24 protein-coding genes are annotated in these 26,548 nt (G+C 68.5%); 13 read left to right on the top strand and 11 right to left on the bottom strand.

The annotated features are described in order from the left end of the window. Positions 1-68: 68 nt before the first annotated feature. Both ilvA and ACG10_RS02000 read left to right on the top strand, forming a co-directional pair. Positions 69-1,583, top strand: a complete 1,515-nt coding sequence (gene ilvA, locus ACG10_RS01995; protein ID WP_039801337.1) for a threonine ammonia-lyase, biosynthetic — start codon at positions 69-71, stop codon at positions 1,581-1,583. Positions 1,584-1,626: 43 nt separating this feature from the next. After that, positions 1,627-2,127 carry a DUF2269 family protein gene (locus ACG10_RS02000; RefSeq protein ID WP_039801339.1) on the top strand — a complete coding sequence of 167 codons (501 nt, stop codon included), beginning with the start codon at positions 1,627-1,629 and terminating at the stop codon, positions 2,125-2,127. Positions 2,128-2,130: 3 nt separating this feature from the next. Here ACG10_RS02000 and ACG10_RS02005 read toward each other — a convergent pair whose 3' ends face one another. Then, positions 2,131-2,784 (bottom strand): histidinol-phosphatase, encoded by a 654-nt coding sequence (locus ACG10_RS02005; RefSeq protein WP_089166932.1) that lies wholly within the window; start codon positions 2,782-2,784, stop codon positions 2,131-2,133. Positions 2,785-2,950: 166 nt separating this feature from the next. On the opposite strand from ACG10_RS02005, the gene ACG10_RS02010 reads away from it, so the two are divergent. The 3 genes from ACG10_RS02010 (at position 2,951) to ACG10_RS02020 (ending at position 6,837) form a co-directional block, all read left to right on the top strand. Then, complete coding sequence (locus ACG10_RS02010; protein WP_039801345.1) at positions 2,951-3,430, top strand: RNA pyrophosphohydrolase; 480 nt, start codon at positions 2,951-2,953, stop codon at positions 3,428-3,430. A gap of 23 nt (positions 3,431-3,453) precedes the next feature. After that, complete coding sequence (gene ptsP, locus ACG10_RS02015) at positions 3,454-5,733, top strand: phosphoenolpyruvate--protein phosphotransferase (RefSeq protein WP_089166933.1); 2,280 nt, start codon at positions 3,454-3,456, stop codon at positions 5,731-5,733. Between the two features lie 69 nt (positions 5,734-5,802). After that, entirely contained in the window at positions 5,803-6,837 is a 1,035-nt protein-coding gene (locus ACG10_RS02020; RefSeq protein ID WP_089166934.1) for a sensor domain-containing diguanylate cyclase, read from the top strand. An 18-nt stretch (positions 6,838-6,855) separates the two neighbouring features. On the opposite strand, the gene ACG10_RS02025 is transcribed toward ACG10_RS02020, so the two are convergent. Beyond that, the gene (locus ACG10_RS02025; protein WP_089166935.1) at positions 6,856-7,605 is read right to left on the bottom strand and encodes an NRDE family protein; all 750 of its coding nucleotides are present in this window, start codon (positions 7,603-7,605) and stop codon (positions 6,856-6,858) included. A gap of 45 nt (positions 7,606-7,650) precedes the next feature. Continuing rightward, a complete protein-coding gene (locus ACG10_RS02030; RefSeq protein ID WP_089169774.1) occupies positions 7,651-9,273 on the bottom strand; it encodes an FMN-binding glutamate synthase family protein in 1,623 nt (540 codons plus the stop codon). A 231-nt stretch (positions 9,274-9,504) separates the two neighbouring features. On the opposite strand from ACG10_RS02030, the gene ACG10_RS02035 reads away from it, so the two are divergent. From ACG10_RS02035 to ACG10_RS02045, 3 genes are all read left to right on the top strand, one after another. Continuing rightward, the gene (locus tag ACG10_RS02035; RefSeq protein WP_089166936.1) at positions 9,505-10,287 is read left to right on the top strand and encodes a sulfite exporter TauE/SafE family protein; all 783 of its coding nucleotides are present in this window, start codon (positions 9,505-9,507) and stop codon (positions 10,285-10,287) included. Between the two features lie 10 nt (positions 10,288-10,297). After that, positions 10,298-11,095, top strand: a complete 798-nt coding sequence (gene lgt, locus ACG10_RS02040) for a prolipoprotein diacylglyceryl transferase (RefSeq protein ID WP_089166937.1) — start codon at positions 10,298-10,300, stop codon at positions 11,093-11,095. A 135-nt stretch (positions 11,096-11,230) separates the two neighbouring features. Next, a complete protein-coding gene (locus tag ACG10_RS02045) occupies positions 11,231-12,025 on the top strand; it encodes a thymidylate synthase (RefSeq protein WP_089166938.1) in 795 nt (264 codons plus the stop codon). 62 nt (positions 12,026-12,087) lie between these two features. On the opposite strand, the gene ACG10_RS02050 is transcribed toward ACG10_RS02045, so the two are convergent. The 3 genes from ACG10_RS02050 to ACG10_RS02060 all read right to left on the bottom strand — a co-directional run bounded on the left by ACG10_RS02050 (position 12,088) and on the right by ACG10_RS02060 (position 16,066). Further along, positions 12,088-13,455 carry a DUF3482 domain-containing protein gene (locus tag ACG10_RS02050; protein WP_039801356.1) on the bottom strand — a complete coding sequence of 456 codons (1,368 nt, stop codon included), beginning with the start codon at positions 13,453-13,455 and terminating at the stop codon, positions 12,088-12,090. Beyond that, the gene (locus ACG10_RS02055) at positions 13,448-14,875 is read right to left on the bottom strand and encodes a DUF2868 domain-containing protein (protein WP_198318997.1); all 1,428 of its coding nucleotides are present in this window, start codon (positions 14,873-14,875) and stop codon (positions 13,448-13,450) included. The genes ACG10_RS02050 and ACG10_RS02055 overlap by 8 nt, the downstream gene beginning before the upstream one ends. 78 nt (positions 14,876-14,953) lie before the next feature. Next, positions 14,954-16,066: a glycerophosphodiester phosphodiesterase gene (locus tag ACG10_RS02060; protein ID WP_089166940.1), complete on the bottom strand. Its 1,113-nt coding sequence runs from the start codon at positions 16,064-16,066 to the stop codon at positions 14,954-14,956. A gap of 129 nt (positions 16,067-16,195) precedes the next feature. Here ACG10_RS02060 and ACG10_RS02065 point away from each other — a divergent pair, with 129 nt between their 5' ends. Next, complete coding sequence (locus ACG10_RS02065; protein ID WP_089166941.1) at positions 16,196-16,711, top strand: dihydrofolate reductase; 516 nt, start codon at positions 16,196-16,198, stop codon at positions 16,709-16,711. Positions 16,712-16,805: 94 nt separating this feature from the next. On the opposite strand, the gene ACG10_RS02070 is transcribed toward ACG10_RS02065, so the two are convergent. The 3 genes from ACG10_RS02070 to ACG10_RS02080 form a co-directional block, all read right to left on the bottom strand. Beyond that, complete coding sequence (locus tag ACG10_RS02070; protein WP_089166942.1) at positions 16,806-17,273, bottom strand: hypothetical protein; 468 nt, start codon at positions 17,271-17,273, stop codon at positions 16,806-16,808. A gap of 297 nt (positions 17,274-17,570) precedes the next feature. Then, positions 17,571-18,671, bottom strand: coding sequence for an META domain-containing protein (locus tag ACG10_RS02075; RefSeq protein ID WP_198318998.1), 1,101 nt, complete (start codon positions 18,669-18,671; stop codon positions 17,571-17,573). 80 nt (positions 18,672-18,751) lie between these two features. After that, a complete protein-coding gene (locus ACG10_RS02080) occupies positions 18,752-19,258 on the bottom strand; it encodes a GNAT family N-acetyltransferase (RefSeq protein ID WP_089166944.1) in 507 nt (168 codons plus the stop codon). A 118-nt stretch (positions 19,259-19,376) separates the two neighbouring features. Between ACG10_RS02080 and ACG10_RS02085 the strand changes: the two genes are divergently transcribed. Further along, positions 19,377-20,423 carry an RNA-guided endonuclease InsQ/TnpB family protein gene (locus ACG10_RS02085; protein ID WP_232487174.1) on the top strand — a complete coding sequence of 349 codons (1,047 nt, stop codon included), beginning with the start codon at positions 19,377-19,379 and terminating at the stop codon, positions 20,421-20,423. On the opposite strand, the gene ACG10_RS02090 is transcribed toward ACG10_RS02085, so the two are convergent. Beyond that, on the bottom strand, positions 20,417-20,848 hold the full coding sequence (locus tag ACG10_RS02090) for a hypothetical protein (protein ID WP_089166945.1): 432 nt from the start codon (positions 20,846-20,848) through the stop codon (positions 20,417-20,419). The genes ACG10_RS02085 and ACG10_RS02090 overlap by 7 nt on opposite strands. 273 nt (positions 20,849-21,121) lie before the next feature. Between ACG10_RS02090 and ACG10_RS02095 the strand changes: the two genes are divergently transcribed. Further along, positions 21,122-23,617, top strand: coding sequence for an ATP-binding protein (locus ACG10_RS02095; protein WP_089166946.1), 2,496 nt, complete (start codon positions 21,122-21,124; stop codon positions 23,615-23,617). Positions 23,618-23,844: 227 nt separating this feature from the next. Further along, complete coding sequence (locus ACG10_RS02100) at positions 23,845-24,123, top strand: hypothetical protein (protein ID WP_039801371.1); 279 nt, start codon at positions 23,845-23,847, stop codon at positions 24,121-24,123. Positions 24,124-24,488: 365 nt separating this feature from the next. Here the strand turns inward: ACG10_RS02100 and ACG10_RS02105 are convergent, their stop codons facing one another. Next, the gene (locus ACG10_RS02105; protein WP_198318999.1) at positions 24,489-24,917 is read right to left on the bottom strand and encodes a DUF2306 domain-containing protein; all 429 of its coding nucleotides are present in this window, start codon (positions 24,915-24,917) and stop codon (positions 24,489-24,491) included. 358 nt (positions 24,918-25,275) lie between these two features. On the opposite strand from ACG10_RS02105, the gene ACG10_RS02110 reads away from it, so the two are divergent. Next, entirely contained in the window at positions 25,276-26,409 is a 1,134-nt protein-coding gene (locus ACG10_RS02110; RefSeq protein WP_198319000.1) for a glycosyltransferase, read from the top strand. Positions 26,410-26,548 lie beyond the last annotated feature (139 nt).

Here is a 26,548-nt window from a genome sequence, read left to right on the forward strand (position 1 = left end):
TGGGTGGCCGGCCGCGACGGTGACGGAGTAGACTGGCCCATTCCTTTCCTGCGCCCCGATGTCCGCCGATGCTCGAACAGTACGTCAAGAAGATCCTCACCTCGCGCGTCTACGACGTCGCCGTCGAAACCCCTTTGCAGCCCGCCCGCCAGCTCTCCGAGCGTCTCGGCAACCAGATCCTGCTCAAGCGCGAGGACCTGCAGCCGGTGTTCTCCTTCAAGATCCGCGGCGCCTACAACAAGGTGGCCCAGCTGGGCGAGGCGGAACTGGCGCGCGGCGTGGTCACCGCCTCGGCCGGCAACCATGCCCAGGGCGTGGCCCTGGCGGCCAGGCACCTGGGCATCAAGGCGATCATCGTGATGCCGAGGACCACCCCGGAGATCAAGGTCCAGGCGGTGCGCGCCCGCGGCGCCAAGGTGGTGCTGCACGGCGACGCCTTTCCCGAGGCGCTGGCCCATTCGCTGAAGCTGGTCGAGGAGAAGGGCTACACCTTCATTCACCCCTACGACGATCCCGACGTGATCGCCGGGCAAGGCACCGTGGCCATGGAGATCCTCCGCCAGCAGCCGGGCCGGCTGGACGCCGTCTTCGTGCCGGTCGGCGGCGGCGGACTGATCGCGGGCATCGCCGCCTACGTGAAATACCTGCGTCCCGAGGTGAAGGTGATCGGCGTCGAGCCGGCGGACTCCAACTGCCTGCAGGCGGCGCTGGCCGCCGGCGAGCGGGTGGTGCTGCCGCAGGTCGGGCTGTTCGCCGACGGCGTGGCGGTGGCGCAGATCGGCGCCCACACCTTCGACATCTGCCGTCACCACGTGGACGAGGTGGTCACCGTCAGCACCGACGAGATCTGCGCGGCGATCAAGGACATCTACGACGACACCCGCTCGATCACCGAGCCGGCCGGCGCCCTGGCGGTGGCCGGAATCAAGCGCTACGTCGAGCGCGAGGGGGCGGCCGGGCAGACCCTGGTGGCCATCGACTCCGGCGCCAACATCAACTTCGACCGCCTGCGCCACGTCGCCGAGCGTGCCGAGCTGGGCGAGAAGCGCGAGGCGATCATCGCCGTGACCATCCCCGAGCAGCCGGGCAGCTTCAAGGCGTTCTGCCAGGCGATCGGCAAGCGGCAGATCACCGAGTTCAACTACCGCTACAACCGCCCGGACCACGCGCACATCTTCGTCGGCGTGCAGACCCACCCGGAGAACGATCCGCGCGAGCAGCTGGTGGCCAGCCTGCGCGAGCAGGGCTTCCCGGTGCTCGACCTGACCGACGACGAGCTGGCCAAGCTGCACATCCGCCACATGGTCGGCGGCCATGCGGCGGGTGTCAGCGACGAGGTGGTGCTGCGCTTCGAGTTCCCCGAGCGCCCCGGCGCGCTGTTCAACTTCCTCAGCAAGCTCGGCGGGCGCTGGAACATCTCGATGTTCCACTACCGCAACCACGGCGCCGCCGACGGCCGCGTGGTGGCCGGCCTGCAGGTGCCGGCGGGCGATCGCCACCTGCTGCCGGCGGCCCTCGAAGCCATCGGCTACCCCTGGTGGGACGAGACCGACAATCCTGCTTACCGGCTGTTCCTCGGCTGAGCCGCCGGCGGTATCCGCCCGATCTCACAAGGATGTGCACGCGATGGAACACTTCGCCCTGCTCAGGATGCTCCACGGCGTGGCCGGCGCGCTGCTGTTGGTGACCTTCTTCGCGCTCGCCGGGTACTGCTGGCGCTCGCGCCCCCGTCCGCTGGGGGCGGCGGAGCCGAGCGCCGAAACACAGGCCGAGACGGGCGCGGACGAGCCGGCGGAGGCGGACGTGGAGATAGCCGCACCGGCAGAGCCGGAGATTCCTTCGCGTACCTCGCCCTGGCCCGCGCTGTGCGCCGTCCTGCTGCTGCTCTGCCTGGTCGGCCTGCCGGTCAGCGGCTGGTGGCTGGCGCACCTGGCCGGCTGGCCGCTGGGGCAGCCCTGGCTGCTCGGCAGCTCGCTGCTGTTTTTGCCGGGCTCGCTGTGCGGGCTGTGGCTGGCATCCAGGGTCGTCGGACGCAAGCCGGGCGTCCGGCTCGGCCTGGGGCTGGCGGTGGTCGGGCTGCTGTGCTTCGGAGCCAGCCTCGGGCTGATGGTGGTCAAGCCGGTCTGAGGCTCAGCGCAGCGAGATCACCGGCCAGCCGCGCCGTTTGGCTTCCGCCCGCAGGCTGGGGTCGGGATCGACCGCCACCGGGTGGCTGACCCGCTCGAGCAGCGGCAGGTCGTTGTGCGAGTCGCTGTAGAAGTGGCTGCCTTCCAGCGAGTGACCGGTTTCCGCCAGCCAGCGGTTCAGGCGCTCGACCTTGCCTTCCTTGAAGCAGGGCACGTCGGTGGTGCGCCCGGTGTAGCGGCCGCCGGCCATTTCGCATTCGGTGGCAAGCAGGGTGTCGACGCCGAGGCGGGCGGCGATGGGGCCGGTGACGAAGCGGTTGGTGGCGGTGATGATCGCCAGCTTGTCGCCCTGGCTGCGGTGCCGCTCGATGAGTTCCCGGCCCTTGGCGAGGATGATCGGCTCGATGCGCTCGTGCATGAACGTCCGGTGCCACTCGTCGAGCATGGCCATCTCGGTGCGGCCGAGGATCTCCAGGCTGAAGTTCAGGTAGTCGACGATGTTCAGCCGCCCGGCCAGGTAGTCTTGGTAGAAGGCGTCGTTGCGCGCCTTGTAAGTGTCGCCGTCGAGGATGCCGCGCTCGCAGAGCCAGTCGCCCCAGGCATGGTCGCTGTCGCCGGCCAGCAGGGTGTTGTCGAGATCGAATAGAGCCAGACGCACGCTAGAACCTCGGTCAGGGAAGGGGAGTCGGAGTGCGGCGAAGCATAACGGTTCCACGGCAAAAAAAGCAGGAGAGCCGCCGACGCTCCCCCCTTGTCCTGCCCGCTTCTGGCGCGAACCTTTTTGTGGAACAATGCCTGCACATGCGTTCGCAAGGTTCATTGCCGTGATCGACCCCGATGGATTTCGTCCCAATGTCGGCATCATCCTGACCAATGAGATCGGTCAGGTGCTCTGGGCGCGGCGGATCAACCAGGATGCCTGGCAGTTCCCCCAGGGCGGCATCGACGCACGGGAATCGCCGGAGGAGGCGCTGTTCCGCGAGCTCAACGAGGAGGTCGGACTGGAGCAGCAGGATGTGCAGATCCTCGCCTGCACCCGTGGCTGGTTGCGCTATCGTCTGCCACAGCGCCTGGTGCGCTCGCACAGCCAGCCGCTGTGCATCGGCCAGAAGCAGAAGTGGTTTCTCCTGCGCCTGCTTTCCGATGAGCAGCGGGTGCGCATGGATCTTACCGGCAAGCCGGAATTCGACGGTTGGCGCTGGGTCAGCTACTGGTATCCGCTGGGCCAGGTGGTCGCCTTCAAGCGCGAGGTCTACCGGCGCGCGCTGAAAGAACTCGCCCCGCGCCTGCTGGCACGGGACTGATCAGACGGAGCTCAAGGCGGGCCATGCTCAACACGCTGCGCAAGATCGTCCAGGAAGTGAATGCCGCCAAGGATCTCAAGACGGCACTGGGCATCATCGTGCGTCGCGTCAAGGAGACCATGGGCAGCCAGGTCTGCTCGGTCTACCTCCTCGATCCGGAAACCAACCGCTTCGTGCTGATGGCCACCGAGGGGCTCAACAAGCGCTCCATCGGCAAGGTCAGCATGGCCTCCAACGAGGGCCTGGTCGGCCTGGTCGGCACCCGCGAGGAGCCGCTCAACCTGGAGAACGCGGCCGACCACCCCCGCTACCGCTACTTCGCCGAGACCGGCGAGGAGCGCTACGCCTCCTTCCTCGGCGCACCGATCATCCACCACCGGCGGGTGATGGGCGTGCTGGTCATCCAGCAGAAGGAGCGCCGCGAGTTCGACGAGGGCGAGGAAGCCTTCCTGGTGACCATGAGCGCGCAGCTCGCCGGGGTCATCGCCCATGCCGAGGCGACCGGCTCGATCCGCGGCCTCGGCCGGCAGGGCAAGGGCATCCAGGAGGCGCGCTTCATCGGCGTGCCGGCCGCGCCGGGCGTCGCCGTCGGCAAGGCCGTGGTGGTGCTGCCGCCGGCCGACCTGGAGGTGGTGCCGGACAGGGCGACGGAGGACGTCAAGGCCGAGCTGGAACTGTTCCACTGCGCCCTGGAGTCGGTGCGCGCCGACATCCGCGCGCTGTCCGCCAAACTGGCCACCCAGTTGCGCCCGGAAGAGCGCGCGCTGTTCGACGTCTACCTGATGATGCTCGACGACGCCTCGCTGGGCTGCGAGGTGCAGCGGGTGATCAAGACCGGCCAGTGGGCCCAGGGCGCCCTGCGCCAGGTGGTCAACGAGCACATCAAGCGCTTCGAGCTGATGGACGACGCCTACCTGCGCGAGCGCGCCTCCGACGTCAAGGACCTCGGCCGGCGCCTGCTCGCCTACCTGCAGCAGGCCCGCCAGCAGACCATGGTCTATGCGGAGAACACCATCCTGGTCAGCGAGGAGCTGAGTCCGGCGATGCTCGGTGAGCTGCCCGAGGGCAAGCTGGTCGGCCTGGTCTCGGTGCAGGGCTCGGGCAACTCCCACGTGGCGATCCTCGCCCGCGCCATGGGCATTCCCACGGTGATGGGGGCGGTCGACCTGCCCTATTCGAAGATGGACGGCATCGACCTGATCGTCGACGGCTACCATGGCGAGGTCTACACCAATCCCAGCGAGCTGCTGCGCCAGCAGTTCGCCGAGCTGGTCGAGGAGGAACGCCAGCTGACCCAGGGCCTGGACGCCCTGCGCGAGCTGCCCTGCGAAACCCTCGACGGCCACCGCCTGCCGCTGTGGGTCAACACCGGGCTGCTCGCCGATGTCGCCCGCGCCCAGGAGCGCGGCGCCGAGGGGGTGGGCCTGTACCGCACCGAAGTGCCGTTCATGAACAACGAGCGCTTCCCCAGCGAGAAGGAGCAGCTGGCGATCTACCGCGACCAGCTGTCCGCCTTCCATCCGCTGCCGGTGACCATGCGCACCCTGGACATCGGCGGCGACAAGGCGCTGTCCTACTTCCCGATCAAGGAAAGCAACCCCTTCCTCGGCTGGCGCGGCATCCGCGTCACCCTCGACCACCCGGAAATCTTCCTGGTGCAGGTCCGCGCCATGCTCAAGGCCAGCGAGGGGCTGAACAACCTGCGCATCCTGCTGCCGATGATCTCCTCGATCCACGAGCTGGACGAGGCGCTGCACCTGATCCACCGCGCCTGGGGCGAGGTCCGCGACGAGGGCACCGATGTGCCGATGCCGCCGATCGGGGTGATGGTGGAGGTTCCCGCAGCGGTCTACCAGACGCGCGAGATCGCCCGGCTGGTGGATTTCCTCTCGGTCGGCTCCAACGACCTGACCCAGTACCTGCTGGCGGTGGACCGCAACAACCCGCGGGTCGCCGACCTCTACGACTATCTGCATCCGGCCGTTCTGCAGGCGCTCTACAAGGTGGTGCAGGATGCCCATGGCGAAGGCAAGCCGGTGAGCATCTGCGGCGAGATGGCCGGCGATCCCTCGGCGGCGGTGCTGCTGATGGCCATGGGCTTCGACAGCCTGTCGATGAACGCCACCAACCTGCCCAAGGTCAAGTGGCTGCTGCGCCAGGTCACCCTGGGCAAGGCCAAGGAACTGCTCGGCCAACTGATGGCCATCGACAATCCGCAGGTCATCCACAGCACGCTGCAGCTGGCCCTGCGCAACCTTGGCCTCGGCCGGGTGATCAATCCGGTGGCTTCGCTGCAAGGGTGAGCGGCAGGCCTGTAGCCAGCCGGGAGCTCTTCCGAGGCTGGCGTCGGCGACACGTCTGGAACGAAGCTTATGGATGAGCTCGAGGTTATTGCTAGTCCCTATGGTTCGGCCCCCGAGGCCATCGCGCGCACCTTGCGCTTCGCGCTGGAAATCGTCAGCGACGGCATCTGGGACTGGGACATCCGCACCAATCACGTCAAGCGCAGCCCGGGCTGGTACGCCATGCTCGGTCATGCCGTGGACAGCCTGCCGGAGAACGTCGTGACCTGGCACGAGGTGATCCACCCCGAGGACTTCGAGCGGGTCATGCGCGGCTTCCAGGCCTACCTGGACGGGACGCAGCCCGTCTACGCCGAGGAGTACCGCTGCCGCTGCCGCGATGGCGACTACCTGTGGATCAGCGATCACGGCCGCTTCGTCGAGTTCGACGGGGAGGGCCGGCCGACCCGGATGATCGGTGCGCACCGCAACATTCACGAGCGCAAGCTGGCCGAGCTGGCCCTGCAGCAGAAGAACCAGGAGCTGGCGGAGCTCAACCTGACCCTCGAAGCACTGGTGGCGGCGCGCACCGAGGCCTTGCACCAGGCGAATCGGGCGCTGGCCGAGCAGGTTGCGCTGGCCATGCGCCTCTGCGAGATCGATCCGCTCACCCAGGTCGCCAACCGGCGCGGCTTCGAACGGCAACTGCAGGCCGAGTGGCACCGCCTGCAACGGCATGGCCATCCCTGCGCCTTGCTGATGTTCGACCTCGACCATTTCAAGCGGATCAACGACAGCCTCGGCCACCCCACCGGGGATCGGGTGCTGGTCGCGGTGGCGGAGGCGGTGCGCCGGGACCTGCGGGATGTGGACTGCTTTGCCCGCTGGGGCGGAGAGGAGTTCATCGTACTGCTGCCGGACACCGAGGCCGCTGCGGCCTGTGCGCTGGCGGAGCGTCTGCGCCTGGACCTGCGGCGGATCGATGCCGCGTTGCCGATGCAGCTCACCGCCAGCTTCGCCGTGGGAGAGATGCGCCCGGACGAAGACCCGGTCGCGCTGGTCCGCCGCCTGGACAATGCGCTTTACCTGGCCAAGCGGCAGCGGGACTGCATCGTGGTCTGCTAGCCGCCTGGGCCGCACGGCTCACGGGAGATCGAGCTTCACCTCGCCGAGGCGGGCGCCGCAGGGGCCGAAGCGGCGCTCGAGCAGCTCCACGCTGCCGTCGGCCCGCATGATCAGCGCGGTGCTGGAGCAGGTGCCGTAGTCCGCACTGACGATGAACACGCTCGACAGCAGGCGCTCTCTGACCAGGCCGACGCCGGTGTCCGGCAGCTCTGCATCCGCCGCCGGCTGCGTATCGTGCACCGCTGCCAGCAGACACTCCGCCTGCGGCGTTCCCAGGCATTCGGCCAGGGCCGCCTTGGCGCGGCGCAGCTTCGGCCAGGGCGTGTCCAGACATGCGTTGGAGAGGCCGTAGAGTCCTGCCGGCAGGCGCCGCGGCGCCGCCTCGCGGGCGTGGTAGTACCAGAGCTCCCCGGCCGTGCCGGCCAGCAGGTTGAAGCCGGTATAGTCCTGCGCCCGCTCTGCCACCTGCTCCAGATAGGCTTCGGGCGACAGCGCGCCGAGCAGAAAGCCCGCCGGCAGCTCGCCGCGGCTGCGCCGGCCCGGCGGCTGGCGCGGGTCGCGGATGTTGGTCACGGCGGCGACGCGCCCGCCGGGGCCGACGCCCAGCCAAGTGCCGCCGGCCTCCAGGTCGCGTCCGGCATGGATGTCCGGCACTTCCGGCCAGGCTGCCAGGGGCAGGCTGGGGCGGGCGTAGAACTCGTCGCGGTTGGCGGCCATCACCAGCGGCGTGGCATGCCCGGGGCGCCAGGCGAAAACGATCAGGCACATGGAGCCTCCCGCCAGTGGGTACGTGGTCGTCGGCGGCCGGAGTGGTCAGTCCACCATAGCGCCGAAGCTGTCGGCCCGGGCCATTTTCCACATGCGTGCATGGAGATGGAGCTTGCCCTTGCCCCTGGCTTCGCTGTCGAGCAGTTCGCCCGGCTTGAGGAATACGTGCTGCTGGGAGAACAGCTTGATCTCGGTGGCGGAAATACGCCGCACCAGATGCTTGGCATCCACCTGCGAAGGGTGCTCGAGGCCGGCGGCGGCGAGCATTTCGGCCAAGGTCCTGAGGGTGTTGCGATGGAAGTTGTAGACCTGCTGGGCCTTGTCCTCGACCACGACCGCGCGCTGGCGCAGCGGGTCCTGGGTAGCGATGCCGGTGGGGCACTTGTTGGTGTGGCACGATTGCGACTGGATGCAGCCGAGGGCGAACATGAAGCCGCGCGCCGAGTTGGCCCAGTCGGCACCGATGGCCAGCACGCTGAGGATGTCGAAGGCGCTGACGATCTTGCCGCTGGTGCCGAGCTTGATCTTGTCGCGCAGGTTCGCCCCGACCAGGGTGTTGTGCACGAACAGCAGGGCTTCGCGCATCGGCACGCCGATGTGGTCGGCGAATTCCAGAGGTGCGGCTCCGGTGCCGCCCTCCTTGCCGTCGACGACGATGAAGTCGGGCAGGATGCCGGTTTCCAGCATGGCCTTGACGATCCCCATGAACTCCCAGAGATGGCCCAGGCAGAACTTGAAGCCGACCGGCTTGCCGCCGGACAGCTCGCGCAGCTGGGCGATGAACTGCATCAGCTCGATCGGGGTGGAGAAGGCGCTATGGCATGCTGGCGACACGCAGTCCTCGTTCATCGGCACGCCGCGGGTCGCGGAGATTTCCGGGGTGATCTTGTGCTTGGGCAGGATGCCGCCGTGGCCCGGCTTGGCGCCCTGGCTGAGCTTGATCTCGATCATCCGCACCTGGGGATTCCTGGCCTGGACGGCGAAGCGCTCCGGGTCGAAGCGGCCGTCGCTGGTGCGGCAGCCGAAATAGCCGCTGCCCAGTTCCCACACCAGATCGCCGCCGTGTTCGCCGTGATGGGGGCTGATGCCGCCCTCGCCGCTGTCGTGGTAGAAGTTGCCGAGCTTGGCGCCCTTGTTCAGGGCGCGGACGGCATTGGCACTGAGCGAGCCGAAGCTCATCGCCGAAATGTTGAACAGCGAGGCCGAATAGGGCTGGGTGCATTGCGGCCCGCCGATGAGGACCCGGAAGCTGTCGGGGTCGGCCAGCGGCGCCGGGCGCATGGAGTGGCCGATGAACTCGAAGCCGTTCTCGTAGACGTCGACCAGCGTGCCGAAGGGCTTGTCCCCGCTCTTGTTCCTCGCCCGCGCGTAGATCAGCAGGCGCTGGGTCCGGGAGAAGGGCAGGCGCTCGTTGTCGCCCTCGATCAGGTACTGGCGGATCTCCGGGCGAATGCTTTCGATCAGGTAGCGCAGGTTGCCGAGGATCGGGTAGTTGCGCCGCACCGCATGGCGCGTCTGCAGCAGGTCGGCGATGCCGAGCAGGCTCAGCGCGGCGGTGGCCAGGGTGAAGGGGCGGAGCCATTCGTGCTCCCAGAGGGAAAGGCTGCACAGAGTGAATGCCACGCAGAAGGCGAAGAAGGCGTATCGGCTCAGCAGCGAGATGTTCATGGGCGGGACGTGCATGCAAGGACCTCGGTTTTTTGAGCTGTTGTCGGCATCCTGCATGGCATGCATACGACCTGCCAAGTGCGCGGTGACCATCGGGTGGACTGCGGCAGCGGCGACGGGCGGTCCGGCGGGGCCGATCGGAGCCCATGGGGCGCCCCCTCAAGCGCCCGTGCTTGGCGGGCGGGCGCCAAATTCCGGTACCATGCCGCCTTTGCTCAAGAGGGGGTAGCGATGGAATTTCTGCTGTATCTGCCGCTGGGCGCGGCGGCCGGCGTGCTGGCCGGGCTGTTCGGCATCGGCGGCGGACTGATCATAGTGCCGGTGCTGGTGCTCAGCTTCACCGCCCAGGGCGTCGATCCGGCCGTGCTGACCCACCTGGCAGTGGGCACCTCGCTCGCCACCATCGTCTTCACCTCGATCAACTCGGTGCTCGCGCATCACAGCAAGGGCGCGGTGCTCTGGCCGATCTTCGTCTGGCTGACGGTCGGCATCCTCGCCGGCGCGGTGCTCGGCAGCCTGACCGCAGCGGCGCTGAAGGGCCCGATGCTGCAGAAGGTCATCGGCCTGTTCGCCATCGCCATGGCCGTCCAGATGGGCCTCGACCTCAAGCCCAGGGCCAGCCGCGAGGTGCCCGGCAAGCCCGGCCTGAGCCTGGCCGGCGTGGTGATCGGCTGGGCCTCGGCGATCTTCGGCATCGGCGGCGGCTCGCTGACCGTGCCCTTCCTGACCTGGCGCAGCGTGCCGATGCCGCAGGCGGTGGCGACCTCGGCGGCCTGCGGCCTGCCGATTGCCCTGTGCAGCGCGCTGAGCTTCATGCTCGTCGGCTGGAATGAAGCCCATCTGCCGGACTGGAGCCTGGGCTTCGTCTACCTGCCGGCGGTGCTCGGCATTGCCACGACCAGCATGTTCTTCGCCCGGCTCGGTGCCCACCTGGCGCACCGTCTGCCGCCGCGCGTGCTCAAGCGCCTGTTCGCCCTGCAACTGCTGGGCGTCGGACTGTTCTTCCTGTTCTGAGGAGCCTCGGATGCTGCCCTATCCGCAAATCGATCCCGTGGCCATCGCCCTCGGCCCGCTCAAGGTGCACTGGTACGGCCTGATGTACCTGGTCGGCATCGGCGGCGCCTGGTGGCTGGCCTCGCGCCGGCTGGCCGGCTTCGCTCCGGAGTGGAGCCGCGAGAAGCTCTCCGACCTGGTGTTCTGGGTCGCCCTGGGGGTGATCGCCGGCGGCCGGCTGGGCTACGTGCTGTTCTACGACCTGGCGGCCTACCTGAACGACCCGAGCCTGATCCTGCAGCTCTGGAAGGGCGGCATGTCCTTCCACGGCGGGCTGCTCGGCGTGCTCCTGTGCAGCTGGATCTTCGCCCGGCGCAACGGCAAGGGCTTCTTCGAGCTGATGGACTTCATCGCCCCGCTGGTGCCGATCGGCCTGGGCGCCGGGCGGATCGGCAACTTCATCAACGCCGAGCTGTGGGGCAAGGCCACCGACCTGCCCTGGGCGATGGTCTTCCCCACCGATCCTGCGCAGCTGCCGCGCCATCCCTCGCAGCTCTACCAGTTCGCCCTGGAGGGCGTGGCGCTGTTCGCCATCCTCTGGTTCTACTCGCGCAGGCCGCGGCCGACCATGGCGGTGTCCGGACTGTTCGCCGTCTGCTATGGCCTCTTCCGCTTCATCGTCGAGTTCGTCCGGGTGCCGGACGCCCAGCTCGGCTACCTCGCCTTCGGCTGGCTGACCATGGGCCAGCTGCTCTGCCTGCCGATGGTCCTCGGCGGCGCCGGGATGATGGCCTGGGCCTATCGTCGCGAGGCCAGGCTCGCCGGTTGAGTCCTGTAGGGTGGAAAACCGCGCCAGCGTTTTCCACCCTCCCTGGCAACGGTGGAAAAGACCTGCGGTCGTTTTCCACCCTGCGTACCGGTTAGAATTCACGGCCTTTTCCAGCGCGCAGCCACTTGTCCCTTCATGAAACAGTACCTCGACCTGATGCGCCTGGTGCGCGAGCACGGCACCTTCAAGAGCGACCGCACCGGCACCGGCACCTGGAGCGTCTTCGGCCACCAGATGCGCTTCGACCTCGCCGAGGGCTTTCCGCTGGTGACCACCAAGAAGTGCCACCTGAAATCCATCGTCCACGAGCTGCTGTGGTTCCTGCAGGGCGACACCAACATCCGCTACCTGAAGGAAAACGGCGTGCGCATCTGGGACGAGTGGGCCGATGCGAACGGCGACCTCGGTCCGGTCTACGGCTACCAGTGGCGCAGCTGGCCGGCGCCGGACGGCCGGCACATCGACCAGATCGCCAACGTGGTGGAGATGATCAAGAAGAACCCGGACTCGCGCCGGCTGATCGTCTCGGCCTGGAACCCGGCGCTGATCGAGGAGATGAAGCTGCCGCCGTGCCACGCGCTGTTCCAGTTCTACGTGGCCGAGGGCAGGCTCAGCTGCCAGCTGTACCAGCGTTCGGCGGACATCTTCCTCGGCGTGCCCTTCAACATCGCCAGCTACGCGCTGCTGACCCTGATGGTGGCGCAGGTCTGCGATCTCGAGCCCGGCGAGTTCATCTGGACCGGCGGCGACTGCCACCTCTACGCCAACCACCTGGAGCAGACCGACCTGCAGCTCTCCCGCGCGCCGCTGCCGCTGCCGGGCATGCGGCTCAACCCGGACGTGAAGGACCTGTTCGCCTTCCGCTACGAGGACTTCGAGCTGGTCGGCTACCAGTCCCACCCGCACATCAAGGCGCCGGTGGCGGTGTGACGGGCAAACCGGGGCTACGTGCGTAGCCCCCGTAGGGGTGATCAGGTATTTCATGAATTGCTCTAGCCCAGTTCCGCGGCCAGCGCCCTGATCTGTTCCTGGCGCTCCGGCTGCTCGCGGCGCCGGCCCGGGTTGAGCGACGACCATTCCGGATGGGCGCGCGCCTTGTGCAGCGGCTCGGGCAGCCGGTCCTCGCGCCAGCTCCGCTCCTGCGGGGTGTCCAGCCGGATCGCCTGCTGCGCGGCGTGGCCGCGGGCGGCGAGGGCGGCGAGCAGCTGGCGCTGGCGCAGGGCGAGCAGGCGCAGCACGGCGTCGTCCACGCTCAGTTCGCGCTCGCCGCGCAGTTTGCCCAGGATGCGGTTGCCGTAGTGGCGGGCGGTCTGCGCGCCGCCGCCGGCCAGCGCGCCGAGCAGCGCCGCGGCGCCCAGGGTCAGGCCGCCGACCAGCAGGTCGACCCCGGCGCCGGCCGCCGCGCCTGCGGCCAGGCCGCCGCCGATCTTCACGCCGAGCTGCTTCAGGGTTTCCGGGTTGAACAGGTCGTCGCCCCAGCGCCCGCCGGCCAGCGGCAGGTCGGCAGCGGCGGCGTCCTCCGGGCGGAAGGCGTAGAGGCGCAGCAGGGCCTCGACGCAGCGCTGCTCGCGCTGGCGCACGGCCTCGTGCAGTTCGCGGATGGCTTCCTGCTCCGGCTCGGCCCGGGCCTCGACACTGCGCCGGCAGGCGGCGACATCAAGCAGCAGTTCGGCGATCAGCCGGCGGCCGCCTTCCAGGCGGGTGGCCGCCTGGGCCTCGTGGGACTGGATCAGCCGCTCCAGCTGCGGGCGGGCCGGCTCCAGCAGCAGGGCCAGGCTTTCGTAGAGGCGCCGCTCGCCGTCCTGCGGCGGCGCCACGGTGTCGAAGCGCACCATGGCGTGCAGGCCGAGACGGCCCAGGGCGGCGCGCCAGGCGTTCTCGCGGGTGCCGGCGCGGGCGACGAAGTTCAGCACCGGCAGCAGCGGCCGGCCGCAGGCGGCGAGCACCTCGAGTTCGTCGCGGTACTTGGCCAGCACCGGCTCGCGGGCATCGATCACGTAGAGCCCGGCGGCCGAGCCGAGCAGCTGGCGCAGCACCTTGGCTTCCTGCTCGAAGCGCTGGCGCGCCTCGGCGCCGTCGAGGAAGCGGGCGATCCGCGCCGGGCCGTCGAGGCGCTCGCCGGGGCGGTCGAGGCGCTCGAGGTGCTCGAGCAGGGCGATGGCGTCCTCCAGGCCGGGGGTGTCGTACAGCTCGAGCAGCGCCTCGCCGTCCACCGACAGGCGCGCGCCCTCGACGTGGCGGGTGGTGCTCGGCCGGTGCGAGACCTCGCCGAAGCCGATGTCGCGGGTCAGGGTGCGCAGCAGCGAGGTCTTGCCGACGTTGGTGTGGCCGACCACGGCGAGTTTCAACGGCTCAGTCATGTCCGCTCTCCAGCCAGGCCAGCGGGCTGGCGCTGCCGTGGGGCAGGCCCAGCTGGTTGAGGGCGATGCGCCAGTCGTCCAGGCGCTCCTCGTTCAGCGTCTCGCCGGGCGGCGGCGGGAGCAGCCAGACGCGGGTCTGCCCGGCGCTGCGCGACAGTTCGCCGAGCAGCGCCAGGGTGCCGCGGTCCGGCGAGCGCAGCGGATCGACGGCCACCGCCAGACGCGCCGGCGGCTGTTCGGCGAAGCGCTCGAGCAGCCGCCGGCGCTGTTCGCGGCTGTCGAGGATGCCGGCGTCGCCGACCGCGCCGGGCAGCGCCGGCGGCCAGGCGCGACTCTCGTCCAGTTCGACCGCCACCAGCTGGGCGGGGGCGCCCACGGCCGGGCTGCTGGCCAGGGCGCTGGCCGGAATCCCGGGCATGACCGCGGGCGCGGCATCGCAGACGCCGATGCGCTCGCTGGACGGCTGCAGGCGCTCGGCGAGCAGGCGATAGCCGGGCAGCGACAGGTCCAGGGCCAGGTGGGCGCGGCCGGAGAGCCAGCGGCCCAGGCAGAGCAGGGCGAGCAGCAGGCGCGGCAGCAGACCGTAGACCAGCAGCACGCCGAGCAGCCAGCCGGCCCAGGCCTGGCGCGCGGCCTCGGCGCTCAGCGCCTGGTCGGCGCTGGCGCGGATGGTGGCCGGATCCGGCAGGCTGAAGCCGAGCAGCGCCGGCAGGGCGCCGAGACCCTGGGTCAGGGCGACGAAGGTGTCGCCGTCGAGCAGGGTGGTTTCCCAGTAGAAGCCGTAGTTGCGGGTCGACAGCTGCGCCAGCAGGGTGACCAGCGCCGCGGTCAGGGCAAGCAGCCAGAAGCCGTGGACCAGCAGGCCCAGCCCCCAGCGGCCGAGGTGCCGGCGCTGCAGCAGGAGCAGCAGCGCCGGGGCCAGCTGCGCGGCCTGGGCGTCGCGGGCGAACTTCTCGCTGAGCCACAGCCACAGGCGGCCGAGGACGCCGCCGCTGTCGCCGGCGAAGAGCAGGCCGAGCAGCCAGCCGCAGAGGGTCAAAAGGTGCAGGCCGAGCAGGCTGCCCAGGGCCCAGAACACGTTGATCGGGCCCTTCTGGTCGCTGCCGAGGGCGGCCAGGGCCAGGCCGGCGCCGCCGACCAGGGCGAAGGCCAGCAGGGCGACCAGCGCCAGGCCGCCGCCCTGGCGCCAGTGGCGCAGGGCGGTGAGCAGGCCGTCGCGTTCGGCCAGCCAGATGGCGCGGGTCTGGATGCGTTTGCTGAGATCGCCGCCGGCGGCACGGGCGCGGCGGTTGGCCTCGCCGTCCTCCAGCGGGCCGGCGAACTCTTCACGCAGGCGGATGGTTTCGGTCAGCCAGAGGCGGTGGAAATCGGTCTGTGGGGTGCTCACGCGGTCTCTCGATGGCGGTTCTGTTCCTGCCATGAGGATAACCGCTCAGGCCCGGCCGCGGGCAAGTCGATACGGGTGTACCGGGCGCGCCTGGCGCACCCGGCAGGCGGACTACGGCTGCTCGCGCAGGCGCAGGGCGATGTCCGGCTGGTCGCTGAACAGGCCGTCGATGCCGGCGTCGAGGAAGGCGCGGATTTCCGCTTCCAGGTCGCCGCGCTCGGCGGGCTCGCCGCTGCTGCGCAGCGCGGTCGGCAGGAAGTTGTTCTCCGCGCGGAAGGTGTAGGGATGCACCTTGAGGCCGGCAGCATGGGCGTTGGGCACGAAGTCTGTGGGGCTGCCCAGGTTGCCGTTGGCGTCGCGCGGAATGATGTAGCTCTTCTCCGGGCCGACGCCGTCGGCGTAGGCGGCGATGGCCTGCAGCCCGGCCGGGGTGGCCATCTGCGCGTAGGTCAGGGCGCTGCCGATCACCTCCTGGTCGTAGGGCTGGCCGGAGCCGAACAGCTGGACCAGGTGCAGCGGGGTCAGCCGGCGCAGGGCCTTGAGGTTCTCCACCTCGAAGGACTGGATGTACACCGGCGCGTGGCGGCTGTGGTAGCCGTTGCGGCGGAGGATCTCCACCAGCGGCTCCTCCATGGCCAGGCCGAGGTGCTGGAAGTGGGTCGGGTGCTTGGTCTCCGGGTACAGGCCGATGCGCCGTCCCTCGCTCTTCTCCAGGCTCTTCACCAGGTCGATGATCTCCTGCAGGGTGGGCACCTCGAAGGCCTTGTCCAGGCGGGCGTTGCCGGGGCGGATCTTCGGAATGCGCTCGATGGCGCGCAGGGTCTTGATCTCCGCGAGGCTGAAGTCCTCGCTGAACCAGCCGGTCAGCTCGACGCCGTCGACGGTCCTGGTGCGCCGGCGCTCGGCGAACTCGGGACGCGCGGCGACATCGGTGGTCAGGTCCAGCTGGTTGTCGTGGCGGGCGACCAGCTGGCCGTCCCGGGTCATCACCAGATCCGGCTCGACGTAATCGGCGCCCTGCAGCACCGCCAGCGCGTAGGCGGCCAGGGTGTGCTCCGGCACGTAGCCGCTGGCGCCGCGGTGGGCGATGACCAGCGGCCGGGGTTCTTCGGCCCGCGGCTGTGCGGCCGCCGGCGGCTCCGCGGCGGCGCAGGCCACGAGGGGCAGCAGCAGGGCGCCGGCGGCGAGCCAGCGGCGGGAAAGTACGGACGGCGTGCGGGACATCGGTTCCTCTCCTTGGGACATGGAGCGCCCAGCCTGCCCGAGCGCGGTGACGCTTCGGCGATGGCCGGGTAACGATCCCGTGGCGGTTGCGTGACGGCACGGGAGGCCGGTTCTGCTATCCTCGCCGCCATGAACAAGTCCCGACTCCCCCTCGCCTTGATCGCCGCCGTCGCCGCCAACGGCGTGATCGGCCGCGACAACCGCATGCCCTGGCATCTGCCGGCGGATCTCCGGCATTTCAAGGCCACCACCCTCGGCAAGCCGATCGTCATGGGCCGCAAGACCTGGGACTCGCTCGGCCGCCCGCTGCCCGGCCGGCTCAACCTGGTGGTCAGCCGCCAGCCCGGCCTCGCCCTGGACGGCGCCGAAACCTTCACCTCGCTGGAGGCCGCTCTGACCCGCGCCGACGCCTGGGCCCGCGAGCAGGGCGCCGGCGAGGTCATGCTGATCGGCGGCGCGCAGCTCTACGGCGAAACCCTGCCGCTGGCCGAGCGCCTCTACCTGACCCGCATCGACCTGGCTCCCGAGGGCGACGCCTTCTTTCCCGCCTGGAACCCCGCCGACTGGCGCCTCGCCTCCCGCGAGGAGCACCCGGCCACGGCAGAGGCGCCGGGGCATGCCTTCGAGGTGTGGGAAAGGGGGTAGGGGAGGCGGTGCGCCTGGGCGTCGTTTGGATGTCTGGTGCAGTGCCTTCTGCTGTTATCGCAATTTTTCAAATTGCTCATGAAACTCCCGCTTCTTACCGCTGGCCAGGGTCAGGATTACCGGCCGGCTTCTTGTTGGGTGCTTGCCAGCCACCCGGCTCCACAGCCAGCTTCAATACCTTCTTGAACTCGGCGACGTGCTGCAGCATCTCGCCAAGTTGCCCGCCACCACCTGCCAACCCCGCCTTCCAGACCTTCTGGTCTATCGTCCCCAGCACCAGATACGCGCGGCCTATGACTTCAGGAGCAATCTGACCGAAGCTGTGCGCCAGCTGGGCCTCGAGTTCATCCTGGTGCGCCATGATCAACTCGCAGTGCGAGCAGTAGCGACAGGTCTTGCCGAGCACCATCGGCCCCCACCCGTCGATGTGGATGAAGAGGGCGAATTTCCGCAGATAAGTCGATTTCTGGCACCGGGGACACTTGCTGAGACGCACATCTGCATAAGGATTCAGAATGAATGCATAGCGTGGTGGTAGCTTCCCAATCCTCTTCTTCGCCATATGCGCGTATTCCAATCTAATCGGGACAGGAGGAAGCCTCACGGCTCCCCCCTCCCACTCCACCAGACATATGGATCACGTATCCGGCGGTTTGATGAATTGAATCCCTACCGTGGCACAAGGGACGGTAGTCTTGGTTGTCAAGCCTGCGCAATGGTAACGCAATAGGGTGCCGGGCTTTTCGACAGTCGCCACGGAGCGTGGGTCGACTTGCTGGTGCTCCAGGCTTCGTACACCTGGCCACGGTGGAAGCGCCGGGGCATGCCTTCGAGGTGTGGGAGCGGGGGTAGGGCCGGCTCAGCGCAGCGCCACCGCCTCGAAGCGCGCGACGACCGCGCCCGCCGCATTCAGCATCTCGAGGTGGCTGCCGCGGATGCGATAGCGCTCCACCCGCGTCAGCGCCTTCAGGAAGTCCTGTTCCTGCGCCATGCCGTCCGGGCAGGCCATCCGGGTGCCGGCCATCTGGCCGAAGCGCAGTCGGTCGCCGTCGAGTTCGAAGCTGCCCATCACCCGGTTGCAGCCGCCGCTGCCGGCGACGCGCGGCTCGCCGCTGGCCAGGATCAGGTGCGGCTCGCGCTGTTGCTCGGCCGTCGTCGCCGGCGTGTCGCCCAGGCGCACCAGCTTCCAGTAGGTCCCGCGCAGGGGGCTGTCGGCCAGCGGGGTGCCGCAGGATTCGCGCGGCCAGACGGCGATGAAGCGCTCCACCACCAGGCTGGGCTGCGGCGGCTGGCCGGCCTTCGGGGACGGGCGCGTCGCGACCGAGCCTTCCAGGCTCACCAGCAGCGCCTCGCCCGGCTGGCGCGCCGTGAGGTAGGCGGCCTCGAGCGCCCGGTAGTCGGCCTCCATGGCCACCGGCAGCCGCCCGTCGTCGGCGCACAGGGTGATGGTCGGCGCATCGGCCAGGTAGCGGAACATGCCGGTCAGCTCCAGGCGCGGCTCGATGGGCGCGGCCTGCGCCAGGCGCTGCAGCCGCTCGTCATGGCTGGCGCCGGTCGGCCGGCCCGCGGCATCCAGCGGGCGTAGCCCGGCGCCGTCCTCCAGCGGCAGGAAGAAGAACGGCGTCCCGCGGCTGCCCCGCAGCGCCAGCCGGCCGGTGTCCGGTTCGGACCACCAGCGGCCGATGTCGTCGAGGCGCGTGTCCCCGTCGCCGCTGCGCAGTCGGTAGCGGCCCGACGGCAGCAGATCCAGGTGCCAGCGGACGGGAGCGCCGTCCGCGCCGGACAGCTCGCCTTCGTAGGAGGCGGGCAGCTCGGGCAGCGCGGCTCTCCCCTCCGGCGTACCGGCCCCGAGCGCGGGCGGGGCGGCCCAGGTCAGTGCGGCCAGCACGGCCGCGGCCAGCCGGTGTCCGGGATGGCGGCATGCTGTGATTGCAGGGGCAGGGCGGCGTCGTTCGTTCATGGGGCTTCCTTTGGCGCGCGTCCGGGAGCGAGGTTGCGCTGGCAAGCGTAGTCTAGGTACCCGTGGCGTCATCCCCGTCGTCAGCCCCGGGCGTCGAACGCCTTCTGGTAGGACACGTTGCCGGTCGGCATCGGCTCTCGAAAGGCAATGGCCTGGAAGTACTGCGGCGGAACCCCGGGCAGCCACAGTGCCGGTTCCGCCCGGAAGCCGAAGCGGCCATAGTATTCCGGCTCGCCCAGCACCACGCAGCCGGCGGCGCCCCGCCTGCGCAACGCCGCCAGCGCCTGCTCCACCAGCCGGCTGCCGATTCCGCGGCCCTGGCGTTCCGGCGCCACGGAGAGGGGACCCAGGCCATACCAGCCGTCGCCGCCGTCCGAGATCGAGACCGGCGAGATGGCGATGTGCCCGACGATGGCGCCCTCGCTCTCGGCCACGAGCGAGAGGGACAGTTGCCCGGCCCTGCGCAGTGCGTCGACGATGAAATGCTCGGTGTGGCTGCCGTGGGGCGCATCGAGAAAGGCTGCGGCGGTGAGGGCTGCGATGGGCGCGATGTCCGCCGGTATTTCGCGGCGTATCCTGAGGGGCATGGCGAGGGCTCCTTGATCCAGTAGCGCGACAAACCCCGTACTTCCAGTGCGGGGAAGGATAGCGCGGGCTGCGAAGCGGCCCTATCCTTTGAGCTGTACACATAGCCAGTATTTTTTCATGCTCAGACGCCAAGCCTTCAAGTTCCGCATCGAGCCAACCGGCGAGCAGCAGCGCAAGCTGCGGCAATTCGCGGGGGCCTGGCGGTTCGTGTTCAACAAGGCGCTGGCGTTGCAGCAGGCCAACCGCGAAGCGGGCGGGAAATTCATCCGTTATGTGGCCATGGCCAGGCAGCTCACCGCCTGGCGCAATGGTGAAGAAACGCCGTGGCTGAAAGAGGCTCCGGTTCATCCGTTGCAGCACGCCCTCAAGGACCTCGACCGGGCCTACCAAAACTTCTTCGCCAAACGCGCCGACTTTCCCCGCTTCAAGAAACGTGGTCAGCACGACAGCTTCCGCTATCCCGACCCGAAACAGATCAAGCTGGATCAGGGCAACCGCCGGATTTTCCTCCCGAAGCTGGGCTGGCTGCACTACCGCAACAGCCGGCCCGTGCTCGGGACGCTAAAGAACGTCACCGTCAGCTTGAGTGCCGGCCACTGGTACGTCTCGATCCAGACGGAGCGCGAGGTAGCGAGTCCGCTCCACGCCTCTCCGCTGGCGGTCGGCATCGACCTGGGGGTGGTGCGCTTCGCCACGCTCTGGGATGGCCACAAGGAAACCGTGCTGGAACCGTTGGGCAGCTTCGCCCGGCACCAGCAGCGGCTGGCCAGGGCACAGCGGCAGATGGCCCGCAAGACCAAGTTCGGGCACAACTGGCTCAAGGCCAAGGCTCAGGTCCAGCGTATCCACCGCCAGATCGTCAACGCCCGCCACGACTACCTGCACAAGGCGTCACACGCCATCAGCAAAAGCCACGCGCTGGTGTGTGTCGAAGACCTGCAGGTCAGCAACATGAGCCGGTCGGCCAAGGGCAGCGCCGAGCAACCCGGCAGGAACGTTCGGCAAAAGGCCGGGCTGAATCGCTCGACTGGACCAAGGCTGGGGCGAGTTTCGCCGTCAGTGGGAATCCCCGCCCTTCCAGCTTGGCTGCGAGCGAAGCGAGAGGGCGGGGAGGATGTCAATCGATGTCGGTGCATGCGCTTTCGGAAGATCGCCTTTCACTGACCGCCGTGCCGCTCGTCCCGGGGGCCGGGGCTGCGTGCTTCGCTGGCGGAAAAGCGCCGGGCCGGCCAGATGAAGAACGCGAACAGGACGGCTTCGACGAGCAGAACCGCTGGCGTCACTACCCGCGTCACGTATCCATCGAAGCCGATGGCGAGAAAGCCCGCGATCGAGACGGCCAGAAGCATGCCGGCAACGATACGCGCTTTCGGGTTCCGGGCGCCGGTCGCCAGCCCGGGAAGGCCGACGAGCAAGGGCCCCGAACCCAAGGCCAGGCCGATCATCAGGGTTGGCGGAAGGAACGTGGAGAATGCATGGGTCGTATGGGGCTCTCCCAGGCCGTGTACAAACAGCAGGAGCGCATACGGCGGGATGGCGATCAAGGCGCCGCCGAGAAGAAGCGATGTCAGTCGAAGCAGTGTGATCATGGCCGTTGATGCTTCCGGCAAGTGGCAAGCGGAGCGCCGTGGGGTCGGAGCGAGACCGAAGCGTAGCGGCGGGCGGGTCTGCCTGGCGAGCGGCTGCGGTCCTCCTCGTCATGCAGGTATCCTGCCGGCCGGAGGCCCTTCGATGATCCGTCGGGCAGGCGGCCTGCCAGCGGCGCAGGGGGGACTGCGCCATTGTGACGCAGCGCAGGGCATGACGGCGTTCCCTGTTATCGTATTCGGCTCTATCTCCTCCAGGCTCCGGGTGCTGCGCGCATGCCTTCCCCCCTCCATATCGGACTCCGCCAATGGATCTGGCGAGCATTTGCACGGAGCGCATTGATACCGCTGCTGCTGGTCGAAACGGTGCTGATCGCCGTTTATCTGCTCAGTAATGGCGCCATTCGCGACGCGCAGATCGATCATCTGCGGGAAGTCGCCCTGTTCGACCTGCAGGCGTCCGCCCGCCAGGAGTCGCGCAGCATCGACCAGCAACTGGCGCAGATCGGTTCGCTGACCGAGCTGTTCCGCAACCTGACCGCTCGCGCCCTGCTGGAGAAGCCGGCGACGCCGCTCTCCCCGCCAGCGTTGGCGACCACCCCGGACGGGGTGCGCTACAGCCCGGAGGACCGGGGCGGCAGTGCGGTCTTCTACGCCAACTCCACCCCGCTGGAGCGCCAGGACCTGGACAAGGTCGCGCGGATGGGCAGCCTCGATCCGCTGATGAAGGAGCTGCAGCAGCGCAACCCGCTGGTGGCCAGCCTCTACTTCAACAGCTGGGACAACTACAACCACATCTATCCGTGGTTTCTCACCCCCGAGCAGTATCCCCATGACATGCTCATCCCCCACTACAACTTCTACTACCTGGCCGACGCCCGGCACAACCCGGGGCGCGGCATGGTCTGGACCGATGTCTACCTCGACCCGGCCGGCCACGGCTGGCTGATGTCGGCGATCGCGCCGGTCTACCGGGGCGACTTCCTCGAGGGCGTGGTCGGGCTGGACATCACCGTCAGCACCCTGCTGGAGCAGATCGGCCGCCTGGCGGTGCCGTGGAACGGCTATGCCGTGCTGGTCAGCGACGACCTGGACATCATGGCCCTGCCGGCGCCGGGCGAGGCCGACTTCGGTCTCGGCGAGCTGACCTCGCACGCCTACGACGGAGCCGTGCACCGCGAGCGCTTCAAGCCCGAGGACTTCAACCTGAGCCAGCGCCCCGACACCGCCCGGCTGGCCGCCGCCGTCGCCGGGCAGCCCGAAGGCATCCTGACGGTGGAGTTGCGGGGCCGGCCGAAGCTGGTGGCCTGGACCCGCATCCCGCAGACCGGCTGGCACCTGCTGACCGTGGTCGACGAGGCCACGGTGTTCGCCGAGACCAACACCCTCGCCGGGCACTACGAGCGCGTCGGCTATCTGATGATCGCCGGCCTGGTGGTGTTCTACCTGGCCTTTTTCGCCGGCATGTGGCTGCGTGCCCGCCACCTCAGCGAGCGCCTGCTGCGACCCATCGACGGCATCTCGCGGATGATGGAGGAGGTCGGCCGGGGCAACTGGCGCCCGGCCCGCGTCACCTCGCGGATTGCCGAGCTGGATGCCATGGCCGGCCACGCCGAGCAGATGGGCGAGCAGCTCGAGCAGAGCGAGCGGCAGCGCCAGCGGACCCAGGAGCACCTCGAGCTGGTACTCGACAGCGCCACGGAAAGCCTCTGGGAGCTTGACCGGCGCACCCGGCAGATCAGCCTGCGCGGGCGCTTCTGCGAGCGTTTCGGCCTGCCGGCCGGCCCGCTCGGCCATGAGGCCTTCATGGCGCACGTCCATCCCGACGATGCGCCGCGGGTCGAGACGGGCTTCCGGCCCATCGACGGCGACCAGGGGCTGTGCGAGGTGGAGTTCCGCTTCCGCGACAGCCGCGGCGGCTACCACTGGCTGCTCTGCCGCGGCCGGGTGGTCGGGCGTGACCTGGCCACGGGACAGGCCGTGCTGCTCGCCGGCACCCATGTGGACATCGATGCGCTCAAGCGCACCGAAGCCGACCTGCGCCTGGCCATCGGCGAGGCCCAGGCCGCCAGTCAGGTCAAGTCGCGCTTCATCTCCAGCATCAGCCACGAGCTGCGCACGCCGCTCAACGCCATCTACGGCTTCGCCCAGCTGCTGCGCCTGGAGCACGACGCCCGGGGCGAGGCGCAGGAAGTGGAATACCTCGAGCAGATCCTGGTGGCCAGCAGGCACCTCAATCAGCTGGTCGACGACGTGCTCGACTGGGCCAACATCCAGGCGGAAAAACCCAGCCTGGAGCTGCAGAGCGTCGAGGTGGCGAGGCTGATGGGCGAGTGCGCCAAGCTGGTCCGCCTGGAGGTGGAAACCCAGGGACTGAGGCTCGCCCTGGACCTGCCCGGCGCGGATCTCCGGGTCCGCGCCGATCCGCGCCGCCTGCGCCAGGTGCTGCTCAACCTGCTGTCCAATGCGATCAAGTACAACAGGCCCGCCGGATGGATCGCCATGACCTGTCAGGTGACGGCGGATCATGCGCGTCTGATCGTCGAGGATGGCGGACCCGGCATCGACAAGCCGAGCCAGGCGCAGCTGTTCGAGCCTTTCCAGCGCCTGGGGCGGGAGAACTCGGCGATTCAGGGCTGCGGCCTCGGCCTGTCGCTGTGCCGGCAGTTCGCCGGCATGATGGGCGGCAGCATGGGCATGAGCAGCGAGCCGGGCATCGGCAGCCGCTTCTGGATCGAGCTGCCGCTCGTGCAGGACGAGGCGGACGCATGATCGCCCGCCGGCTCCTTCGCCCGTCCCGGGCAATCCCGGGGCGGGGCCGGCGTGCCGGGCGCCTGCTCGTGCGGTCGAGTGTCGCAGTTCGCTGCGGGCGTCGAACTTCCGAAGTAACCCGTTGATCCATATCAAGTTCGACGGGGGCTCCGTGCTCGCTCCCCACCCCCCTGCGGCGGTAGCATTATGCCAAGCAGATCAATCAATCTCGGCGGAAGTAGCAGCATATGAAACAACAGATCACCCGGCTGTCCCCCCATCAAAATGGCAAGGTTTGCGGCATTCTGACGGCGGCCACGTCTTTCTTCGTCTTCGTGCCCTTCCTGCTGTTCATGTCGCTGTTCGTGCCCGCGGCAGGTCGCCCGCCGTTCATCACCATCCTGCTCGTACCGCTGTTCTACCTGGTCATGGGCTATCTCGCCGTGCTGATCGGCTGCAGCCTGTACAACTTCGCGGTCAAGTACATCGGCGGTCTGGAGTTCGACGCCAAGGACGAAGGCAAGTAATCCGTTCTTTCTTTCCCGGTCCGGAAGGCGCCCGCGAGCGCGGGGCTTTCCTGGCCTGACGAGCGCCGCCGGGCAGACACGCCGTCTGCCCGGCGGTGTCGTTTCCGCGGGCCGGAAATAGGACCGCCAGGTTTCCGCCTCTTCTTTCCCAGCGACGGCCGCCCTACGACAAGTCGACCAACTCGGCGCACACCTCGTCACCCTCGATATGCAGCAGCCCGACCGCCAGCGGCAGCTCCGTAGGTCGGGTTAGCGTAGCGTAACCCCACAGCCTGCCCGGCGTTGCCTGTCGCGTCGGGTTACGCTCTACGGGCTAACCCGACCTACACAGTTGCAGCAGTGATCCGGTATTTCATGAAAATGCTCTAGCTGCCGAGCAACCAGCCATGCAGCAACCTTCCCGGCATGAACGCGAAGCTGCCGGCGATGAGCAGTCCGCCGACATACAGACCGATCATGGTGTTGCGATGCAGGGCCACCTGGCCGCTGCGCGCAGCGAAATAGGCGATCGGCACGCTGAGCAGCGTGAGCAGGCTGAAGGCATGGATATAGCCGAAATGCCCGAAAAAACGCGGCCCGATCTCGGCTCCCATCACCAGGGTGATGAGCGCCGTGGCCAGCATCAGCACGAGGTAGGCATGGCCCAGCCTCCTGTGGTGCATGGTGCCTTTGCGGCGAACCATCAGCCAGGTACCGATGCCGAAGGCGGGGACCACCGTGGCGAGGTGGGCATAGACAAGCTGTAGATAGGTCATCGGCTCTTCCTTGTCCGGGATGCGTTCGATAAGTGCCATCTGCCGGCACCTGAGTGCTCCTCATCGACATCGGCGGTCGGTCGCCTTGCCGTGGATCACCTCGTTGCAGTGTATCGCTTGACGGGGGGCCACTGGGGTTGGGCAAGATCAGCTTGCCACGGTGCTGGTCGTTCTGCCCGTCGGTGGGCAGAGCCGGGACGGCAAGGGGGCATGCCTCCTGCGGCATTTCCCGGAGTCTGTCCAGTTTTTGCAACTGCCTGCGGCGACGTAAGGACGTTCGGCAGGCGCTGTCCCAGTCTCGCAGAGCTCATGAAAGGGATTTTGAATGACGGAACCTCCGCTGCCCAGGATTACCCTGCTTCTGCCCTCTCTCGCTGCCGGTGGCGTCGGGCGCTCGATGCTTCACTTGGCCGAAGCCTTTCGTGCCGCTGGCCATCCGGTGGACCTGGTGCTGTGCTGCGCCGAGGGCCCCTATCTGTCCGAAGTGCCGGCGGGCGTGCAGATCGTGGCCCTGCGCCGGCAGAGCGGTTTGTCCGCACGGCTGCAACTCGCCCGCCTGGATCCTGGCGGAATAACCGCGATGGCCCGCCCGGCTCTGCTGGCATGGCGGCCGGCGCCTGTCCAGCCCTATCTGGCCGATCTGGCGCATTATCTGGACAGGGTACGTCCAGCGGCACTGGTCGCCGCCAAAACCCCCACCAATCTGCTGGCACTTTGGGCGCGTCGGTTGAGCGGCGCGGAAACCCGTGTCGTGGTCAGCGAGCGTGCCCAACTATCCCAATCCATCTCGATGAACCGCAAATGGCGCTGGCGCCATATCGCGCCACTGGTCGCACGTACCTATTCGTGGGCCGATGAGATCGCTGCGGTTTCCGACGGGGTTGCCGATGATCTGGCCGCCGTCACGGGATTGCCGCGGGATAGCATCACCACCGTCTACAACCCGGTCGTCACGCCCAAGCTTGCCGCGCTCGCTGCCGAAGCGGCGCCACATCCCTGGCTGGAAGAGGGTGGCGCGCCCGTGATCGTCGCGGCAGGGCGGCTGGTTCCACAGAAGAACTTTCCGCTCTTGTTGCGCGCTTTTGCCCGGTTGCGGCAACAGAGGCCAGCGCGGTTGTTGATTTTCGGTGAGGGTCCCAAGCGGTCGGAGCTCGAGGCCTTGGCCGGCTCGTTGGGAATCGGCAACGACCTGGCGATGCCTGGCTTCGTGGCCAACCCCTATGCGGCCTTTGCACGCGCCTCCTTGTTCGTCTTGTCATCGGACTGCGAAGGATTGCCCAATGTTCTGATCGAAGCCATGGCGTGCGGCTGTCCGGTCGTGAGCACGGACTGTCCCAGCGGTCCGCTGGAGATCCTGCAGGGCGGTCGCTGGGGCGAGCTGGTGCCCCCGAACGACAGCGAGGCGCTGTCCGCGGCCATGCTGCGCACCCTCGATGCGCCGCTGCCCAGGGATACTTTGCGCGCCCGGGGTGGCGAATTCAGTCTGGAAAACAGCGCCAGGCATTATCTGGAGTTGCTGTTTCCGAATTAGGGGCGCAGCAGGCCGTGGGGCGCTGTGATGGAAAACACTAAACGATTTTCCACCCGGCAATTTCCGGCAGGTTGGGCTTCGCGGGGCTCAGCCCAACCTACGGTCGCCGAGACCTCGCATCGCTGGGCAAGGCTGCGCC

Source organism: Azotobacter chroococcum (assembly GCF_002220155.1).
Lineage (GTDB): Bacteria > Pseudomonadota > Gammaproteobacteria > Pseudomonadales > Pseudomonadaceae > Azotobacter > Azotobacter chroococcum.

Excerpts from the sequence above, each read along its gene's own strand:
- ACG10_RS02000 (WP_039801339.1), top strand. The coding sequence starts at position 1,627 with ATGGAACACTTCGCCCTGCTCAGGATGCTCCACGGCGTGGCCGGCGCG.
- lgt (WP_089166937.1), top strand. The coding sequence starts at position 10,298 with ATGCTGCCCTATCCGCAAATCGATCCCGTGGCCATCGCCCTCGGCCCG.
- ACG10_RS02035 (WP_089166936.1), top strand. The coding sequence starts at position 9,505 with ATGGAATTTCTGCTGTATCTGCCGCTGGGCGCGGCGGCCGGCGTGCTG.
- ACG10_RS02085 (WP_232487174.1), top strand. The coding sequence starts at position 19,377 with ATGCTCAGACGCCAAGCCTTCAAGTTCCGCATCGAGCCAACCGGCGAG.
- ACG10_RS02090 (WP_089166945.1), bottom strand. The coding sequence starts at position 20,848 with ATGATCACACTGCTTCGACTGACATCGCTTCTTCTCGGCGGCGCCTTG.
- ilvA (WP_039801337.1), top strand. The coding sequence starts at position 69 with ATGCTCGAACAGTACGTCAAGAAGATCCTCACCTCGCGCGTCTACGAC.
- ACG10_RS02110 (WP_198319000.1), top strand. The coding sequence starts at position 25,276 with ATGCTTCACTTGGCCGAAGCCTTTCGTGCCGCTGGCCATCCGGTGGAC.
- ACG10_RS02065 (WP_089166941.1), top strand. The coding sequence starts at position 16,196 with ATGAACAAGTCCCGACTCCCCCTCGCCTTGATCGCCGCCGTCGCCGCC.
- ACG10_RS02025 (WP_089166935.1), bottom strand. The coding sequence starts at position 7,605 with ATGTGCCTGATCGTTTTCGCCTGGCGCCCCGGGCATGCCACGCCGCTG.
- ACG10_RS02105 (WP_198318999.1), bottom strand. The coding sequence starts at position 24,917 with ATGGCACTTATCGAACGCATCCCGGACAAGGAAGAGCCGATGACCTAT.
- ACG10_RS02095 (WP_089166946.1), top strand. The coding sequence starts at position 21,122 with ATGCCTTCCCCCCTCCATATCGGACTCCGCCAATGGATCTGGCGAGCA.
- ACG10_RS02080 (WP_089166944.1), bottom strand. The coding sequence starts at position 19,258 with ATGCCCCTCAGGATACGCCGCGAAATACCGGCGGACATCGCGCCCATC.
- ACG10_RS02055 (WP_198318997.1), bottom strand. The coding sequence starts at position 14,875 with ATGGCAGGAACAGAACCGCCATCGAGAGACCGCGTGAGCACCCCACAG.
- ACG10_RS02045 (WP_089166938.1), top strand. The coding sequence starts at position 11,231 with ATGAAACAGTACCTCGACCTGATGCGCCTGGTGCGCGAGCACGGCACC.
- ACG10_RS02020 (WP_089166934.1), top strand. The coding sequence starts at position 5,803 with ATGGATGAGCTCGAGGTTATTGCTAGTCCCTATGGTTCGGCCCCCGAG.
- ACG10_RS02070 (WP_089166942.1), bottom strand. The coding sequence starts at position 17,273 with ATGGCGAAGAAGAGGATTGGGAAGCTACCACCACGCTATGCATTCATT.
- ACG10_RS02075 (WP_198318998.1), bottom strand. The coding sequence starts at position 18,671 with ATGAACGAACGACGCCGCCCTGCCCCTGCAATCACAGCATGCCGCCAT.
- ACG10_RS02060 (WP_089166940.1), bottom strand. The coding sequence starts at position 16,066 with ATGTCCCGCACGCCGTCCGTACTTTCCCGCCGCTGGCTCGCCGCCGGC.
- ptsP (WP_089166933.1), top strand. The coding sequence starts at position 3,454 with ATGCTCAACACGCTGCGCAAGATCGTCCAGGAAGTGAATGCCGCCAAG.
- ACG10_RS02030 (WP_089169774.1), bottom strand. The coding sequence starts at position 9,273 with ATGAACATCTCGCTGCTGAGCCGATACGCCTTCTTCGCCTTCTGCGTG.
- ACG10_RS02100 (WP_039801371.1), top strand. The coding sequence starts at position 23,845 with ATGAAACAACAGATCACCCGGCTGTCCCCCCATCAAAATGGCAAGGTT.
- ACG10_RS02050 (WP_039801356.1), bottom strand. The coding sequence starts at position 13,455 with ATGACTGAGCCGTTGAAACTCGCCGTGGTCGGCCACACCAACGTCGGC.